At 63.5% G+C, this 15,050-nt stretch carries 14 protein-coding genes and 1 pseudogene; 10 read left to right on the forward strand and 5 right to left on the reverse strand.

Annotation, left to right across the window (positions count from 1 at the left end; translation table 11 throughout):
- Window positions 1–17 precede the first annotated feature (17 nt).
- Both HNP02_RS40480 and HNP02_RS40485 read left to right on the forward strand, forming a co-directional pair.
- Entirely contained in the window at window positions 18–1,022 is a 1,005-nt protein-coding gene (locus tag HNP02_RS40480) for a zinc-binding dehydrogenase (RefSeq protein ID WP_184446411.1), read from the forward strand.
- The gene (locus tag HNP02_RS40485) at window positions 1,019–1,732 is read left to right on the forward strand and encodes an SDR family NAD(P)-dependent oxidoreductase (RefSeq protein ID WP_184446413.1); all 714 of its coding nucleotides are present in this window, start codon (window positions 1,019–1,021) and stop codon (window positions 1,730–1,732) included. Before HNP02_RS40480 ends, HNP02_RS40485 begins: the two co-directional genes overlap by 4 nt.
- Window positions 1,733–1,913: 181 nt before the next feature.
- Here HNP02_RS40485 and HNP02_RS40490 read toward each other — a convergent pair whose 3' ends face one another.
- From HNP02_RS40490 to HNP02_RS43940, 3 genes are all read right to left on the reverse strand, one after another.
- Entirely contained in the window at window positions 1,914–2,543 is a 630-nt protein-coding gene (locus HNP02_RS40490; RefSeq protein ID WP_184446415.1) for a 3-oxoacid CoA-transferase subunit B, read from the reverse strand.
- A gap of 142 nt (window positions 2,544–2,685) precedes the next feature.
- On the reverse strand, window positions 2,686–3,270 hold the full coding sequence (locus HNP02_RS40495; RefSeq protein WP_184446417.1) for a carboxymuconolactone decarboxylase family protein: 585 nt from the start codon (window positions 3,268–3,270) through the stop codon (window positions 2,686–2,688).
- 73 nt (window positions 3,271–3,343) lie between these two features.
- Window positions 3,344–4,222, reverse strand: a complete 879-nt coding sequence (locus tag HNP02_RS43940; RefSeq protein ID WP_184446419.1) for an NAD(P)-dependent oxidoreductase — start codon at window positions 4,220–4,222, stop codon at window positions 3,344–3,346.
- 137 nt (window positions 4,223–4,359) lie between these two features.
- On the opposite strand from HNP02_RS43940, the gene HNP02_RS40505 reads away from it, so the two are divergent.
- The 4 genes and pseudogenes from HNP02_RS40505 to HNP02_RS40520 form a co-directional block, all read left to right on the forward strand.
- Complete coding sequence (locus tag HNP02_RS40505) at window positions 4,360–5,277, forward strand: cupin domain-containing protein (protein WP_184446421.1); 918 nt, start codon at window positions 4,360–4,362, stop codon at window positions 5,275–5,277.
- Between the two features lie 98 nt (window positions 5,278–5,375).
- Window positions 5,376–6,023 (forward strand): helix-turn-helix domain-containing protein, encoded by a 648-nt coding sequence (locus tag HNP02_RS40510; protein ID WP_221318587.1) that lies wholly within the window; start codon window positions 5,376–5,378, stop codon window positions 6,021–6,023.
- A gap of 94 nt (window positions 6,024–6,117) precedes the next feature.
- Complete coding sequence (locus HNP02_RS40515; RefSeq protein ID WP_184446422.1) at window positions 6,118–7,488, forward strand: Xaa-Pro peptidase family protein; 1,371 nt, start codon at window positions 6,118–6,120, stop codon at window positions 7,486–7,488.
- 156 nt (window positions 7,489–7,644) lie between these two features.
- A pseudogene (locus tag HNP02_RS40520) lies at window positions 7,645–7,811 on the forward strand (dihydrolipoyl dehydrogenase); the annotation flags it as partial.
- Window positions 7,812–8,194: 383 nt separating this feature from the next.
- On the opposite strand, the gene HNP02_RS40525 reads toward HNP02_RS40520, so the two are convergent.
- Entirely contained in the window at window positions 8,195–8,575 is a 381-nt protein-coding gene (locus HNP02_RS40525; protein ID WP_184446424.1) for a DoxX family protein, read from the reverse strand.
- Between the two features lie 567 nt (window positions 8,576–9,142).
- Here HNP02_RS40525 and HNP02_RS40530 point away from each other — a divergent pair.
- The 4 genes from HNP02_RS40530 (at window position 9,143) to HNP02_RS40545 (ending at window position 14,151) form a co-directional block, all read left to right on the forward strand.
- Window positions 9,143–10,180, forward strand: a complete 1,038-nt coding sequence (locus tag HNP02_RS40530) for an MBL fold metallo-hydrolase (protein ID WP_184446426.1) — start codon at window positions 9,143–9,145, stop codon at window positions 10,178–10,180.
- Between the two features lie 217 nt (window positions 10,181–10,397).
- Window positions 10,398–12,212: an FAD-dependent monooxygenase gene (locus HNP02_RS40535; protein WP_255507503.1), complete on the forward strand. Its 1,815-nt coding sequence runs from the start codon at window positions 10,398–10,400 to the stop codon at window positions 12,210–12,212.
- A gap of 67 nt (window positions 12,213–12,279) precedes the next feature.
- On the forward strand, window positions 12,280–13,644 hold the full coding sequence (locus tag HNP02_RS40540; RefSeq protein WP_184446428.1) for an aminomethyl transferase family protein: 1,365 nt from the start codon (window positions 12,280–12,282) through the stop codon (window positions 13,642–13,644).
- A 9-nt stretch (window positions 13,645–13,653) separates the two neighbouring features.
- Window positions 13,654–14,151: a MarR family transcriptional regulator gene (locus tag HNP02_RS40545; protein WP_309241875.1), complete on the forward strand. Its 498-nt coding sequence runs from the start codon at window positions 13,654–13,656 to the stop codon at window positions 14,149–14,151.
- Between the two features lie 44 nt (window positions 14,152–14,195).
- Here the strand turns inward: HNP02_RS40545 and HNP02_RS40550 are convergent, their stop codons facing one another.
- Complete coding sequence (locus HNP02_RS40550) at window positions 14,196–14,942, reverse strand: CoA transferase subunit A (protein WP_184446499.1); 747 nt, start codon at window positions 14,940–14,942, stop codon at window positions 14,196–14,198.
- Window positions 14,943–15,050 lie beyond the last annotated feature (108 nt).

The raw sequence follows: 15,050 nt of genomic DNA on the forward strand, positions 1-15,050 counted from the left end.
ACAACGAAGGAGTGACCATGAAAGCCATTCAGATGACCGAGCAAGGTGGGCCCGAGGTGCTGCAGCTCGTCGAGCTACCCGACCCCAATCCGGGTCCGGGAGAGGTCCTGATCAAAGTCGACGCAGCCGCGGTCAACTTCTCCGACCTGATGCGCCGCCGTGGCGACGTCTACCCGGTTCCGACACCGGTTCCATTCGTGCCAGGAGCCGAGGTGGCGGGCACCGTCGCCGCCGTTGGCGAGGGCGTCGACCTTCCCGTCGGGACGCCAGTCTTCGGAACCGTCGGGGCCGATGCCTCGGGCGGCTACGCGGAGTACGCACTCGCGTACGCCCAGAGCCTCATCCCCATCCCGCCGGGTGTGGACGCCGACGCGGCTGCAGGCATCGTCGTATCCGGCCTGGCCGCGACGGTGATGCTCAACGACATCGCGCGCATCTCCGGTGGCGAGACGGTGTTCATCCCCGCAGCCGCAGGCGGGGTCGGCAGCTACGCCGTCCAGATCGCCAAGCTGCTCGGCGCCGGCAAGGTCATCGCGGGCGCGGGTACGCCCGAGAAGCGTGACATCGCACTTGCATTGGGTGCCGACGAGGCGGTCGAGTACCGGGCGTCCGGGTGGACTGACGGCGTGCTCGAGCTGACCGGGGGGCGTGGCGTCGACGTCGCATTGGAGATGAACGGGCCAAGCCACCTGGGAGAGACCTTGAGCATCCTGGCTCCGTTCGGCACGCTGATTTCCTACGGCGCCGTGACGGGATCCGTGGAGGGACTCGACACCGCCAAGCTCGTCCCGCTGCTGTACGACCCCGCCCCCAGCCAGATCCTGACCGGGTTCAACCTCGGCATCTGGTTCGAGCACCGCATCGAGGTAGCGATCGCCTCCCTGCAGAAGCTGGTTGGGTGGATCGCGACGGGTGAGCTCCGCACGCCCGCCGTGCACTTGTTGCCGTTGGCCGACGCCGCCGAAGCACATCGCCTTCTGGAATCGGGGGTGACCACCGGCAAGGTGGTGCTGAAGCCATGACTGTTGCCGCCGGAGGTACGGGTGCCCAGCGGGTCGCCGCGGTCACCGGCGGGGCCGGTGCCATCGGTGGGGCGATCGTTGCGGCCTTGGAGGCCAGCGGTCACCGTGTCGTGGTGATCGACCGCAACGCCGAGATCTCGGTTGACCTCAGTGACGAGGAGTCGACGCGAACCGGTGCGGTCGAGTTGCTCGACCGGTACGGCCGCTGCGACGTGTTCGTTCACGCCGCAGCAGCCTTCGACGCGCTGAACTTGGCCGACATCGACGCCGCAACGTGGAGGCGCGTCCAAGCCGTCAACGTCGAGTCACCGCTGTGGCTGGTCCAGGCGTTCACTCCTGGTATGGCGCAGCGTGGGTTCGGTCGAATCGTGTTCATCGTTTCGGACACGTTTTGGGACCCACCGACTCCGGCGTTGTTGCCCTACATCGCCAGCAAGGGCGCCGTGGTCGGGATCGTGCGATCACTGGCGCGTGCGCTCGGCTCGGACGGCATCTCCGTGACTGCGGTGGCTCCGGGTCTAACCGATACGGTGGGCTCTCGCACGATCAACACCGATGCCCAGTTCGACGCGGTCGTTGACCGGCAAGCCCTGAAGCGCCGGCTGACTCCGGATGACACGGCGGCCGCAGTGGCCTTCCTGGCTTCCGACGGTGCGGCCGCGCTCACTGGGCAGACGTTGGTCACCGACGGTGGGCTCGTCCTTCGGTAGTCCTGCACCACCGCGGTATTGGGTTGTCGCCCGCGGTCGGGACACCATCCCGACCGCGGGCACTACCGCTCGCTTGCGTACGTGAGCCGCACCGCCGCAGCGTTCTGTGCGGCGCCGATTTACAAAACGCGCCGCGACTCCGAAATGCGTCGGAGGCTGTCGAACAGGCCGGTCGCGAACGTCATCCGACGGCGAAAGGCGCCGCAGTGATCGCGCGAAGCTCTTCGATGGTCACCCCTGGGGCTGCTTCGATGAGGAAGAGTCCGTCCTGACAGACTTCGAAGACGGCCATGTCAGTGACGATCGTGTTGACGCACGCCACGCCCGTGAGCGGCAATGTGCACTCTTCAACGATCTTTGGTTGACCGTCCCTCGACACATGCTCGGTCATCACGATTACTCGTCGGACGCCGTGCACGAGGTCCATTGCCCCGCCCATCCCTTTGACCATCTTGCCGGGGATCATCCAGTTGGCGAGGTCGCCGCATTGACTGACCTGCATCGCGCCGAGGACGGCTGCGTCCACGTGACCGCCGCGGATCATCCCGAACGACTCTGCGGAGTCGAAGCAGCTTCCGCCGGCGACCATGGTGATGAGTTCCTTGCCGGCATTGATCAGTTCGGGGTCGACTTCGCGTTCGGTGGGGTACGGGCCGACGCCGAGGACACCGTTTTCTGAGTGCACAACCTGCACGTCGGGAGGGAGGTAACTCGGAATCAGGGTAGGCATGCCGATTCCGAGGTTCACGTACTGCGCGCCGCGCAGTTCGACCGCGACTCGTGCTGCCATCTGTTCGCGCGTTAGCGCCATTGCGCGAACCTCACTAGCGCCCAGGCGGTCCCGGCCATCTCACGACGGTACCTTGTGCGTTCGCGACATGAACATTTGAGCGTGTTGCGAACTCCAGTCCCGCATAGGTGCCGAAATGACAGCCTGCGTGTGCGACCCTGGCTTAGATCAATGATTCCACCGCCGGTGGCGGCTCGGGCATGTCGAGGTCGAACTCCATCACTCGGTGAAAGCGCGACAACGCATTCCACACGCTGATGCTCATTGTGAGCTCGACCAGTTCTCGAGCATCGAACTGCTCCTTCGCGGCGGACCGCAGCTGTGCTGATATGCCCGTCGGACTCTGCTCACGAGTGCACACGGGCAATTCCGTCGTCATCTCATCGGCCAACTGGAGCGCGATCCGCTCGCGGGCCGTGAACCCGCTGTAATCGCCTCGGGCCACGGCGGCGAGGTCGGTGTCGGTCGCCCCGTTCGCCGACGCGGCCGTATAACGGTGACTCGTCGTATACCGACAGTGGTTCAGCACGGCAACGCGCAGTGCGGTCAGCTCCTTGACGCGAGTCTCCAACAGGCCGGCTCCGTTGACCTGTCGCAGGAACGGCAGGTACACGGCGAACAGACCCGGACTGTTGCCGATCGCCGCCCACGTGTTGAGCACCTTGCCGTACGCCTTCTCTCCGGCGGCTAGGACACCCTGGTCGACCTCATCAAACTCACTGCCAGCGAGCAGTGGTACCAACGACATGTTCATTCCTTCCGTAGGGGTGATCGGTTCGCGGTCTCGCGCACAGTGCGGCCGCCGCTTGTCGCGATGACGACTAAACGGTTTGGCCCGCTTCACGTTTGAGCCGGATGAGCAGTGACATGAAGTCGAGGTCGCCCAGCCCCGTCGACACACATGCCTGCAGCAATTGCTGCACGTTCGCGGTGACCGGCAAGGGGACGCCGCTGGCGGCTGCCGCCCCCAGGATCAGGTCGAGGTCCTTTCGCATAAGGCGGGTGCTGAAGGTCGACGTGTAGTCGTCGGCCAACAATGGGCCGGTCTTGTACTTGACGAAGGGCGAGCCCACCGCGGAGGCAGCGATGATCTGCAGCATCTTGGCTCGGTCAACGCCGTGTGCTTCGGCAAGCACGAGACTCTCGGCCAGCAATTGCGCTGTGCCGGCGATCATCAGGTTCAGCGCCAGCTTCACGACTCGGGCCGATTCACCGTCGCCGGCGCGAAAGACGTGGGGACCGATATCCCTCAGTAGAGGTTCAATGGCCACGCAGTCGGTCTGATCGCCCGACACCACCACGGTGAGGTTCCCGGCTCGCACCACGCCGGGGTTGCCGCTGACGGGGGCGCGAAGGTACTTGATGCCGTTGACTTCCGCGGCGTTGGCGACCTGACTTGAGGACTCCGGCGACACGGTGCTCATGTCGATGAGGAACTTGCCCCGGCCGCTGTCAGCGACTGCGAGGCCGCCCTTGCCCAGCGCCACCTCGGTGAGGGCTGCCGAGTCCGCCAGCATGGTGATACAGACATCTGCCTCCCACGCATCGTGCACCGACGTGATTTCGGTGGCTCCTCGCTGGACAAGGTCGGCCGCCTTGCCTGCGCTGCGATTCCATACGCTCACCGAATGGCCTGCATCGATGAGCCGTTCGGCGATCGCTGTTCCCATTTGGCCAAGCCCCAGCACGCTGACTTTCACGACCGCCTCCTTCTCCTCGTATCCGGGCTTCCGCGCGCGTCGTTGGCACGGTCACCCGGAGCGGTTCGGTTGGATCGGCAATACCCGCTCCATGTTCAGTATTGATTAACAGGGGTGGGATAAGTCAAGGTGAAAACATGACCGAATCAACCGAGAGCCCCCGTGCGCCCCGGGCGTTGAGCATCTATCGGGGCCGCGACCGCCTGTTCGTCGAGCACCCCAGCGAGCCGGGGCAGGGGGTACGCGTCGCGCCGTTCCTCTCACCCGAGCACGACGCGGTCAACCTCTCGGTCGCGCTCGTCGAGTTCGCGCCCGGTGCGCAGGTGTCGGGCCATCGTCACCCGTTTGAGGAGTCGTTCTTCGTCATCGAGGGCAACCCGATTGTCGCGATCGCAGACAAGCGCTACGTGTTGAAGCCGCACGATTTCGGACTTGTGCCGTTCGGTGCCGGGCATGCCTGGAGGAACCCGTCGAACGGACCCGCGCGGGTACTCCGGGTGCACGCCCCGCAGCCCCGCCCGATCGGCGGCCGCGGCAACTGGGGTGTGTTCGGTGCACCTGAGATCGCGGTCCCGGTCGACGGCCAGCCGGTCGACGAACTCGACCCGGCCAAGCCGTTCGCAGGTCATTTCGATCAGTCCGACATGGCGCCACCGGGGTCCATATCCATGCCCGGCTACCACGGGGCAAACGTGCAGAACGTGCAGATCCGCATGATGGTCGACGAATTGCTCGGTGCGCGCCACCATGCGATGTTCATCGTGCAGTTCAAACCCAACCCTGACGGGGTCGTCGCCAAGACCGCCAAGGAGCACTTCCACCCGTTCGAGGAGATCTACTACCTCATCTCCGGTGAGACACAGAGCTTCTGCGACGGGGAAACCGACCGGGCGGCTGTGGGGGACTTGATCTTCGCACCGGTCGGGGCGTCGCACGGGTTTGCCCCGATCAGCGAGACGCCATTGTGCTGGGTGGAGGTCCAGTCACCCCTTCCGCCGGCCAGCGACGGATTCACCTTCCACAACGACTGGGAGGGACAGACGAACATCGGCTGATTCGGCGAGGCGCTGCCGGCCGTGGACACGTTCAGTAACAATCAACATACGAGGGATCGGATCGCGTCACCTGCGCGGACCGAGGAAGGACTGACGACGTGGACCCCGACGCCTGCGCACGGTTGCGCGCCGCCAGGGTGGCGGCGAAGCTGAGCCTCCGCGAGGTGAGCCGTCGGGTCGGAATCTCGGCAAGCATGTTGAGCCAAATCGAGAACGGGCGAGCACAACCGTCGGTCGCGACCCTGTACGCGCTGGTATCGACCTTGTCGTTATCGCTGGACGAGCTGCTGAGCGGGACCCCTTCCCGCGGCAATAGGCCCGTAAACCCGGTGGTCACCGCCGACGACCGCGCCACCCTCGTGATGGATACCGGGGTTACGTGGGAACGCCTCACCCCAGGCCCTGACCCAATGGTGGATGCGCTGTTGGTCACCTATCCGCCGGGGAGCAGCTCGTCATCCGGCGGTGGATCGATGAGTCATGCCGGGCGGGAGTACGGCTTCCTCCTGTCCGGGCGCCTAACCGTGCATTTGGGATTCGACACCTTCGTAATCGAGGCCGGCTCGTCGGTCAGCTTCGATTCAGCGATTCCACACGCCTACGTCAACGAAGGCACCGAGCCGGCCCGTGGGTTGTGGCACGTCGTCGGCCGCAGCGTCAGCCCATCGCTGGACGCACAGTCGGCGCCGGCGTTTCCCGGCTGGATTTCGAGCGAGTCGGATGACCGTCCCGAACGAAGCGGTTGACGCAGCGGGCCGATCCAGTGTTAAGTATTAATTAACACATTCAGGATGGCCACGGCTGCCTCGACCGGTCGGTCAGGACGAAAGGAACGCTCTGATGGGGATTCCGACGTTTGGTCCCAACACCGTTGATTGGGAGACGCGCATCGACATGGATCGGCTGCGCACCCAACGGCTCGCCCGGCTGCGCGAACAGCTGGAGCGCTCCGAGCTCGGCGCGGTGCTCGCGTTCGATTTCAGCAACATCCGGTACATGACCGCAACCCACATCGGCACCTGGGCCGTGGACAAGATGATCCGGTTCGCGCTGCTAGTGCGCGGCGGCGAACCGATCGTCTGGGACTTCGGGTCGGCGGCCAAGCACCATCAGCTGTACAACCCGTGGCTGGACTACTCCAATGCGCACTCTGACGGAGATCCGCACGCAGCGCATCACGGCGCCGACGCACGCAACCCCAGCGGCGCCCGCGCCGGCATCTCCACGCTGCGCGGCGCCATCAATCCGTTGGTGGGCATGGGTGAGAACGTCGCCAGCAAGATCAAGCGGGAGCTGGACCTCTACGGTCTCGCCGGCGAACCGTTGGGCGTGGACGTCATCGAGCTCCCCGTGTTGGCCGCACTGCAGGCGGCGGGCATCACCGTAGTCGACGGCCAGCAGGTATTCCTCGAAGCGCGCCGGATCAAGACCACCGACGAGATCCGATTGCTCACGCACGCCTGCTCGATGGTCGATGCCGCCTACGAGAACCTCTACGAGTTCCTGCGGCCCGGGGTGCGGGAGAACGAGTGCGTGGGCGTAGTGGCCAAGACGCTCTACGACCTCGGGTCGGAGTTCGTCGAGGGTGTTAACGCGATCTCCGGAGAGCGTTGTGCCCCACACCCGCATGTGTTCTCCGACCGCATCGTTCGTCCGGGAGACCCCGCGTTCTTCGACATTCTGCACAGCTACAACGGCTATCGCACCTGCTATTACCGCACGTTCGCGGTGGGTAGTGCCTCCTCGGCCCAGCGCGACGCCTACACCCGGTGCCGCGAGTACATGGACGAGGCGATACGGCTCGTTCGGCCTGGAGCGACCACGGCTGACATCGTGTCCGTCTGGCCAACCGCCCAAGAATTCGGCTTCCCCGACGAGGAAGCTGCCTTCGCGCTGCAGTTCGGACATGGGGTGGGCTTGTCGATCTGGGAGAAGCCCGTCTTCTCGCGGCTGGTCTCCCTCGAGCACCCCGAAACCCTGGAGGAGGGCATGGTTTTCGCGCTCGAGACGTACTGGCCCGCCAGCGACGGATGGGGTGCGGCACGGATCGAAGAGGAACTCGTTGTCACCAAGGACGGTTGCGAGGTGATCACCAAGTTCCCGGCCGAGGAACTTCTGGTGGCCGGGCAGCGCTACTACACCGTCTCCGGACTGCTGAGTACCGAACGGGATTCGCAGTCTCATCTCAACACGGTCCCGGTGAGTGGCTGATGTGACCGCCACCGCGGTGCTCAAATGCCGGGGTGACCCTGGTTGGTTCATAGGCACCATCGGGGCTCACGTGGCAGCGCGGTGCTTGCACGATCGATGGGTATCTACGCGCATGCGTTCTATGTGAGCACGATCGCCGGCGTCCTATGACCACTGCACCTGACCGGATACGACGTCTCCGACTGCTACCCGAGCTGACACTGGCGCAAAAGCGGGACCTCACGGTGAACGAGTTCACCCGGTACGTGCGCACCCGTCCGACGCTGTCCGGAGCACTGGAGGAGTGCTTCCACGGCTTCGCCGAAAACATGATCAATCTCTGACATATAGGGTCAGATCGAGAATTTGGATGGTCTTCGCGCCGTTTTCGCTAGGCCCTGTTGCCGCGTGGATGTGTCGAATGAAGTGGGCCGGTCGGCGCCGCCCATCACGGCTCGCGTGCCTAGTGTCCGCGGCGTCTGATCCAGCTGCGGATGCGGCGGATCATCGACGTTCTGCGGGCGGCCCGCATGTCGGGCGCGGGCGGAGGGCCGTCCTGATCGAGGATCCAGGTCGGTGCACCCCAGGCCAATGCGTGTGCCAGCGACGCCTCGATAGGGCGTTGGGGCTCTTCGTCTTCCGTCGGAATGCCTCTCTCTGGTTGAGTTATCTCCGCGGCCACCGCACGCACTACGGGCCTTCCGACTGACGTAACAGTGAACCGCGCCTAGGCGGAAAGAGAGTAGGGACCGAAGCGGCCCCACGCCACGAATGCGGCGAAGGCCAAGATAATCAGCGCGATGAAGATATTCGGCATCTCCTTACGCCGCGCATGTAGGACGGCGGCTCCCGCCATCACCAACACCAACCCGACCGCGGCCAACGGCACGAAAACTGGCGCTATGCCGGTTAGGGCGGGCACGATCAGGCCGATCGCGGCCAGTATTTCCAACACGCCAATTGATTTGACGAAGCCTGGGCTGGCGTCGCCGACCCACGGCATACCGGCATCGACGAGCTGCTGCTTGTTCCGCACGAGCTTCATCAAGCCCGCCGCGAAGAAAGAAAACGCGAGGATGCCTGCAACCGTCCATAACGCGATGTTCACGCCTTCTCCTTGAGTTTCGTTTTCAGTTCACCAATTGAGTTGACAATCTGGATGTCTTACGAGCGGGCGGGTGGCCAGCTCGAGATGGGTGGGTGGCGCGTAGGTTAGCGCCGTCACGCCACCCGTGGTCCCCTGCCAGGACGGGCGGGTGTGTGGCGCGGGTCCCCGAACCGCGGGACCAGCCTCCGTGCCTTCCTGGGAACCGGTGCAGTGGCACGCCTACCAGGCTTGATGTGCAAACTAGCAGATAGTTGCGTGCGCGTGCAAGCAATAACTCAGGCTTTGCAAGAAGATTCGCGTCATCTGGAATCGGAGGGGGTGTTGGTGTCTGCGAACAGTCGATGGGCACCTCGACGCAGTTGCAACCGTTGCCGACATCGGCATCTAGAGCCCGGCCCCGGCAACACACCTAGCGCACACATCCTCCAAACCAACTGGCTAAAAACGTGCCACGGGCTTCGTGAAGGCACTACCATACGAATCAACACTTGCTTGCGCCAGCAAGTTACGGTTATCGTCGTGTGTCTGCGGGATTTCCCGCGTGATCCGGTGTGAGTTCTTCGTCGAATGAGTTCAGGAGCCGATATGGCACAGCAACAACCGAGTACGCCAATTGACGTTCCGGCGGTACCACCGGGAGCCTTCGGCCCGAAGGTGCCTTCGAGCGGCTACCTCGTGGAGGAAATCAAGGGCGGTGTGTACTGGGTGACCGAAGGCGGCTATCAGTGCGCGTTCGTCGTCGGTGACAACGAGGTCATTGCCATCGACGCGCCGCCGACCCTCGGCCCACTGGTGACGCGGGCCATCCGTGATGTCACGGACAAGCCGATCACCCACGTCATTTACTCCCACTATCACGGTGATCACATCGGGACGACCAATCAGTTTCCTGACGACGCCATCCGGATCGGCCAGCAAGAGACGTACACGCTGCTCGACGAACTGGGTGACCCTGCGCGGCGTCCACCCGACGTCACCTTCAAGGATGCGCACCGGCTGGAAGTCGGTGGCCAGGTGCTCGAGCTGGTCTACAAGGGAAACAATCACGCGCCTGGCAACAGCTTCATTTACATGCCGCAACACAAGATTCTCATGTTGGTCGACGTCATCTACCCGGGCTGGGTTCCGTTCGCCAATATTGCAATGTCCAAGCATGTCCCGGGCTTCATGGAACATCACGACCACACCCTGGCATTCGACTTCGAAACAATGATCACCGGCCATCTGAACCGCTTGGGTACGCGCGAAGACGTGCTCACGCAGCGCGAGTACATGCATGACATCCGCGACGCCGCGCAGCATGCGCTGGAGTTGACAGAGGTAAAGCGCGACCTGTCGCGCGACCTGGTCGGCAAGGAGAACATCTACGTTTACTTCAAGACGATGTATGACGCCGCGAGCGCAGAAGCGGCGCAACCCGTAATTGAGAAGTGGCGGCCGAGGCTGGGCGGTGTCGACACGTTCGCGGTCAACCACACATTCATCATGTATCAGAGTTTGCGGCTGGATTTGAACAGGGAACCTTACGTCGTCTTCTTTCCGCCGACCGAGGACGACGCCGTCGACGGCGAGGCGCACGAGTGCGCGCACGACCACAGCCATTAGACGGCTCCAGCTGGATCGTGTGCGCACCGGGTAATGCGGCAGCGTGGGCTATCCGACTCACTCGCGAGCGGGTCGAAGACCAGTGGCGGACCCGCCGAAACGGCCATCGTGGCCCAAATCGGACAGAAAGACCCCACCTGCTCACTCCGCACGCGTCAACCCCTCGAGACGCGATGCGCGAGCGCGCCGATGCCGCATCGGTGCGGAGAGGCCGGACATGCCCCCGGTTGTCGATCAACATCCCGAGCCCCGCGAGGCTGCAGAACCGATGAACGTCGAGACCGACGTACTAATCATCGGATCAGGTCCAGCCGGTGCGACGGCGGCGCTGATGCTGTCGACGCTCGGCGTGCCGAACGTCATGATCACCAAGCATCGGTGGACCGCGGACACGCCGCGCGCACACCTGATCAATCAACGCGCCCTCGAGGTCTTCCGCGACATGGGTATCGAGGATCAGATTCATCATGACGCTGCCGGTCATGAGCTGGTCGGCGACTCCGTGGTGTGTACCTCGCTGGCCGGCGAGGAAATCGGCCGCATACACGCCTGGGGTACCCATCCCGACCGGGAGGCCGACTACCAGCGCGCATCACCTTGCTTGAGCCTGGATCTGCCGCAGAACTATCTCGAGCCGATTCTGGTGCGCAATGCGACGGCACGCGGAACGCATACACGCTTCTTCACCGAATACCTGTCACTGGAGCAGGATTCTGACGGGGTCACCGTCCAGGTCCGCGATCGGCTGACCGGACATCGCTACAACATTCGGGCCAAATATGTGATTGGCGCCGATGGCGCTCGCTCCCAAGTTGCCACGGATATCGGCGTGCCCTTCGAGGGTCAAATGGACGTACACGGCTCGATGAGCATCATGTTCAAAGCCGACCTCGCCCACCTGTGTGCACACCGACCCGCGGCGCTGTATTTCGTGATTCAGCCGGGCTCCAACGTGGGCGGTGTCGGCGCAGGAGTGATCCGGATGGTTAGGCCGTGGAACGAATGGCTCATCAACTGGGGATACGACAACAGCGACGAGCCGCCGCTGATGGATGACACCGCCGCGGCCCAGATTGCGCGAAATCTCATGGGTGACCCCGATGTTGACGTCGAGATTTTGGGCGTTTCGCTGTGGGGCATCAACGAGATGTGGGCCACCCATTTGCAATCCGGCCGTGTGTTCTGTGTCGGAGACGCCATCCACCGTCACCCTCCCGGCAATGCGCTGGGCGCAAACACCTCGGTTCAGGACTGCCACAACCTGGTGTGGAAGATCGCCGCGGTGTTGCGAGGTCAAGCCGCACCGTCGTTGCTCGAGACATACAGCGTCGAGCGGGCTCCGATCGCACGACAAATTGTCAAGCGTGCCAATCAGTCTCCGCGAGACTGGGGAAAGTTCTACGCCGCGCTCGGTCTGACCGATGCAACTGACGTCGCGGAGATGGCACATCAGATCGACGTGCGCAAGGACAACACGGCCGAAGGTCTACGTCGCAGGGTCGCACTGGTGGACGCGATGGACTTCAAGAACTTTGAGTTCAACACCCACGGCCACGACATGGGCCAGTTCTACGAGTCCGATGCTGTCGTCTCCGATGGTTGCGCGCTGCCGCCGCCGAGCCGAGACGCCGAACTGTATTACGAGCAATCAACGGTGCCCGGCTCGCATGTACCCCACGCCTGGGTCGGCGATCACATCACCAAGCTGGCCACCATGGATATCGCCCCGTACTCGCAGTTCACCCTCATCACCGGCATTGCGGGGGAGGACTGGGAGGACGCGGCGGCTAAGGTCTCCGCCGAAATGGGTGTCGCCGTCGTCGCCGTGGTCATCGGGCCCGGGCGAGCCGTTACCGACCTGTACTACGACTGGGCCAAGGTGCGCCAGGTCGACGAAAGCGGTGCGCTGCTGGTGCGCCCGGATAAACACATCGCCTGGCGATCGATGACGATGCCCGCCGACCCACGCGCGGCGCTACATGACGCGCTGGCCCGGATCCTGGGCCGAGTGCACGCGGGTGAAGCCGGATAGGCAGGCCACGCGATACACCAATGCTGACACCGCATTTCACTATCAGCGCCAACAAGGAGTAGCGACGATGAGCGTACAGAATCTTGAGCAATTGATTCAGCAGGCAGGTGGTGACGTCGTTGGAATGCTGCGCAATGCCCCGATGGGCAACTTCGCATTCCCATACAAGCCCGAGTATTCCAACTGGCGAGACGAGCAGCAGGCCTGGGCCACCACCGCTGTCCTGTTCGATCAGTCCACACACATGACCGACGTGTACTTCAAGGGTCCGGACGTCAAGAAACTATTCTCCGAGACGGCGGTTAACAATTTCACCAACTTCGGTCGCAACAAGGCCAAGCAGTTCGTCGGTGTCAACGAAGACGGATACATCGTCGGTGACGGAATCCTGTTTGGGCTCGAGGACGACGAGTACTCGCTGGTGGGTACCGGCGTATCCGGCAACTGGGTCGCATACCGTGCCCAGACGGGCGACTACGACGTCGATGTGTCGTTCGATCTTGCGTCCGTGATCAATCCCAACCCGCGCAGGATCTTTCGGTTTCAGATCCAGGGTCCAAACGCTCTGCGAGTGGTCGAAACAGCTTGCGACTCAACACTGCCGGCGATCATGTTCTTCAACATGGGTGAATTCACGATCGCCGGTGTACCCGTCCGCGCACTCAACCACACGATGGTCGGCCAGCCGGGTATGGAGCACACCGGATTGGAGATGATCGGCCCGCTGGATCAGGGCCCTGCGGTGTGGGCGGCCCTGGTCGAGGCTGGCGCAGAGTTTGGGCTTCGGCAGGGCGGGGGTCTGGCCTACCCCACGACCGCGCTGGAAACGGGGTGGATCCCGTTCCCGGTCCCGTCGATATACACCGGTGACGCGATGAAGGGATACCGCGAGTCCCTCGGGCCGATGACGCTGGAGGCGAATTTCGCGTTGGCCGGTAGCCAGGTCCTGGCCAGCATCGAAGACTATTACGTCACACCTTGGGATATCGGCTACGGCCGACTGATTCACTTCGACCACGACTTCATTGGCCGCGACGCCCTAAAGGAGCTCGCCGAGCAACCACATGCGAACAAGGTGTGGCTGCGGTGGAATCCTGACGACTGTGCACGGGTACTGGCCGACAGTCTCTTCAAGAAGCCGGGCGAGGGCCGCACGAAGTACATGAGTCAGCCGTTCAGCGACTACGCAGTGAGCCAAAACGACACGGTGTTGGCAGGCGGGGAACAGGTCGGCCGGTCCACTTACAGCTCCTACACCGTCAACATTGGCAGCTTCGCCTCGATCGGAGTGATCGACGAGGAGCATGCCCGCGACGGCGGTGAGTTGACTGTGGTGTGGGGGGAGCCCGACGGCGGGACGTGCAAGCCGGGCGTCGAACGACACGTTCAGACCGAGATTCGCGCGGTCGTCAGCACCGGACCGTTGAACTAAGGATCCGATGTGTCGCTCCCAGAAGCCGAGCCGCTGGTGGATGGGCTGCATCGGCTGTTCATGACGCTGCGAACTCAGGTCGTTGCGGCGCTGGCACCTCTGAACCTGCATTTCTCGCATTATGTCTGCTTGCACATGCTGAACTCAGCGCCAGATCAATCCAACGCCGAGTTGGCCCGTGTAGCCGGCGTCTCACCTCAAGCCATGCACGGCGTGGTGCGGCGCATGCAAGACGGCGGCCTGATTGACCGTCCCGACAACGTGAGTTTCGGGCGGGCGCGTCCGGCGTCACTGACTGCTTACGGCAGAAGGGTTCTCGAGCGCGCTGATGCAGCCGTCCGCGCGGTCGAGGAGCAGGTCCTCTCGGTTCTCACCGACGATCAGCGCGATGGGTTGCACGCCGCCTTGCGCGCGTTGGCCGTGCCGAATCGCACGATTGGATCCGGCCAATTGGTTGGTCGCGGCACCGAATGGCGCCGGTCCGAGCCGCCAGGCGCAACGAGATGACCCGTGCGTTTCGAAGCGTCTGGGCGGCTCAACTGCAGCGAGCTTCATTGGTGTGCAGTGTTTCTCTCGATGCCGACCGTGATGCGGCCGACCGGCACTACCCGTTGAACGTAGATCGCCGGCGTGTGGATGTCGTCAGGATCGATGGCGCCGGGTTCGACGAGTTCCTCGACCTGGGCAATGGTGACTCGGCCCGCAGTGGCAGCGGCCGGATTGAAATTGCGGGCACTGCGCCGATACACCAGGTTCCCGAGCCGATCACCCTTGTGGGCGTGTACGAGGGCGTAATCGGTCACGATCGCACGCTCCAAAACATAAGTCGTCCCGTCGAATTCGCGGGTCTCCTTAGGCGCACTTGCGACGGCAACCGCGCCGCTGCCGTCGTAGCGCAGCGGCAGCCCACCATCGACGACCGGAGTGCCGACTCCGGCGGGGGTGAAGAATGCCGGGATGCCGGCGCCCCCGGCGCGCATTCGTTCGGCCAATGTCCCTTGCGGCGTGAGTTCCACCTCGAGTTCCCCGGCCAAGTACTGCCGGGCGAACTCGGCGTTCTGTCCGATATAGGAGCTGATGGTGCGTCGGATGCGCCGGGCCGTCAACAGCACGCCGAGGCCAGATCCATCGGTGCCACAGTTGTTACTGACGATTTCCAAGGCGCGCGCACCCTGTTCGAGCACGGCGTTGATCAGCACCTCTGGCACGCCGACCAAGCCAAATCCACCGACCGCGAGCGAGGCTCCGTTCGGTATGTCGGCCACGGCTCTTGCGGCGGTCGGGACGACTTTGTCGATCACGACTGGCGGGGGATGGTGTACAAAGAGTCGCTCCTGCTCGACGTTGATGGTTCAGATTACGCTGGCCTGGAGCGATGTTCAACAGACGACTCTGCGTGCGCGATG

Origin of the sequence: Mycobacterium sp. AZCC_0083 (assembly GCF_014202335.1) — a bacterium.
Lineage (GTDB): Bacteria > Actinomycetota > Actinomycetes > Mycobacteriales > Mycobacteriaceae > Mycobacterium.

Excerpts from the sequence above, each read along its gene's own strand:
- HNP02_RS40535 (WP_255507503.1), top strand. The coding sequence starts at position 10,398 with ATGCCCCCGGTTGTCGATCAACATCCCGAGCCCCGCGAGGCTGCAGAA.
- HNP02_RS40495 (WP_184446417.1), bottom strand. The coding sequence starts at position 3,270 with ATGTCGTTGGTACCACTGCTCGCTGGCAGTGAGTTTGATGAGGTCGAC.
- HNP02_RS40515 (WP_184446422.1), top strand. The coding sequence starts at position 6,118 with ATGGGGATTCCGACGTTTGGTCCCAACACCGTTGATTGGGAGACGCGC.
- HNP02_RS40530 (WP_184446426.1), top strand. The coding sequence starts at position 9,143 with ATGAGTTCAGGAGCCGATATGGCACAGCAACAACCGAGTACGCCAATT.
- HNP02_RS40480 (WP_184446411.1), top strand. The coding sequence starts at position 18 with ATGAAAGCCATTCAGATGACCGAGCAAGGTGGGCCCGAGGTGCTGCAG.
- HNP02_RS40485 (WP_184446413.1), top strand. The coding sequence starts at position 1,019 with ATGACTGTTGCCGCCGGAGGTACGGGTGCCCAGCGGGTCGCCGCGGTC.
- HNP02_RS40505 (WP_184446421.1), top strand. The coding sequence starts at position 4,360 with ATGACCGAATCAACCGAGAGCCCCCGTGCGCCCCGGGCGTTGAGCATC.
- HNP02_RS40490 (WP_184446415.1), bottom strand. The coding sequence starts at position 2,543 with ATGGCGCTAACGCGCGAACAGATGGCAGCACGAGTCGCGGTCGAACTG.
- HNP02_RS40540 (WP_184446428.1), top strand. The coding sequence starts at position 12,280 with ATGAGCGTACAGAATCTTGAGCAATTGATTCAGCAGGCAGGTGGTGAC.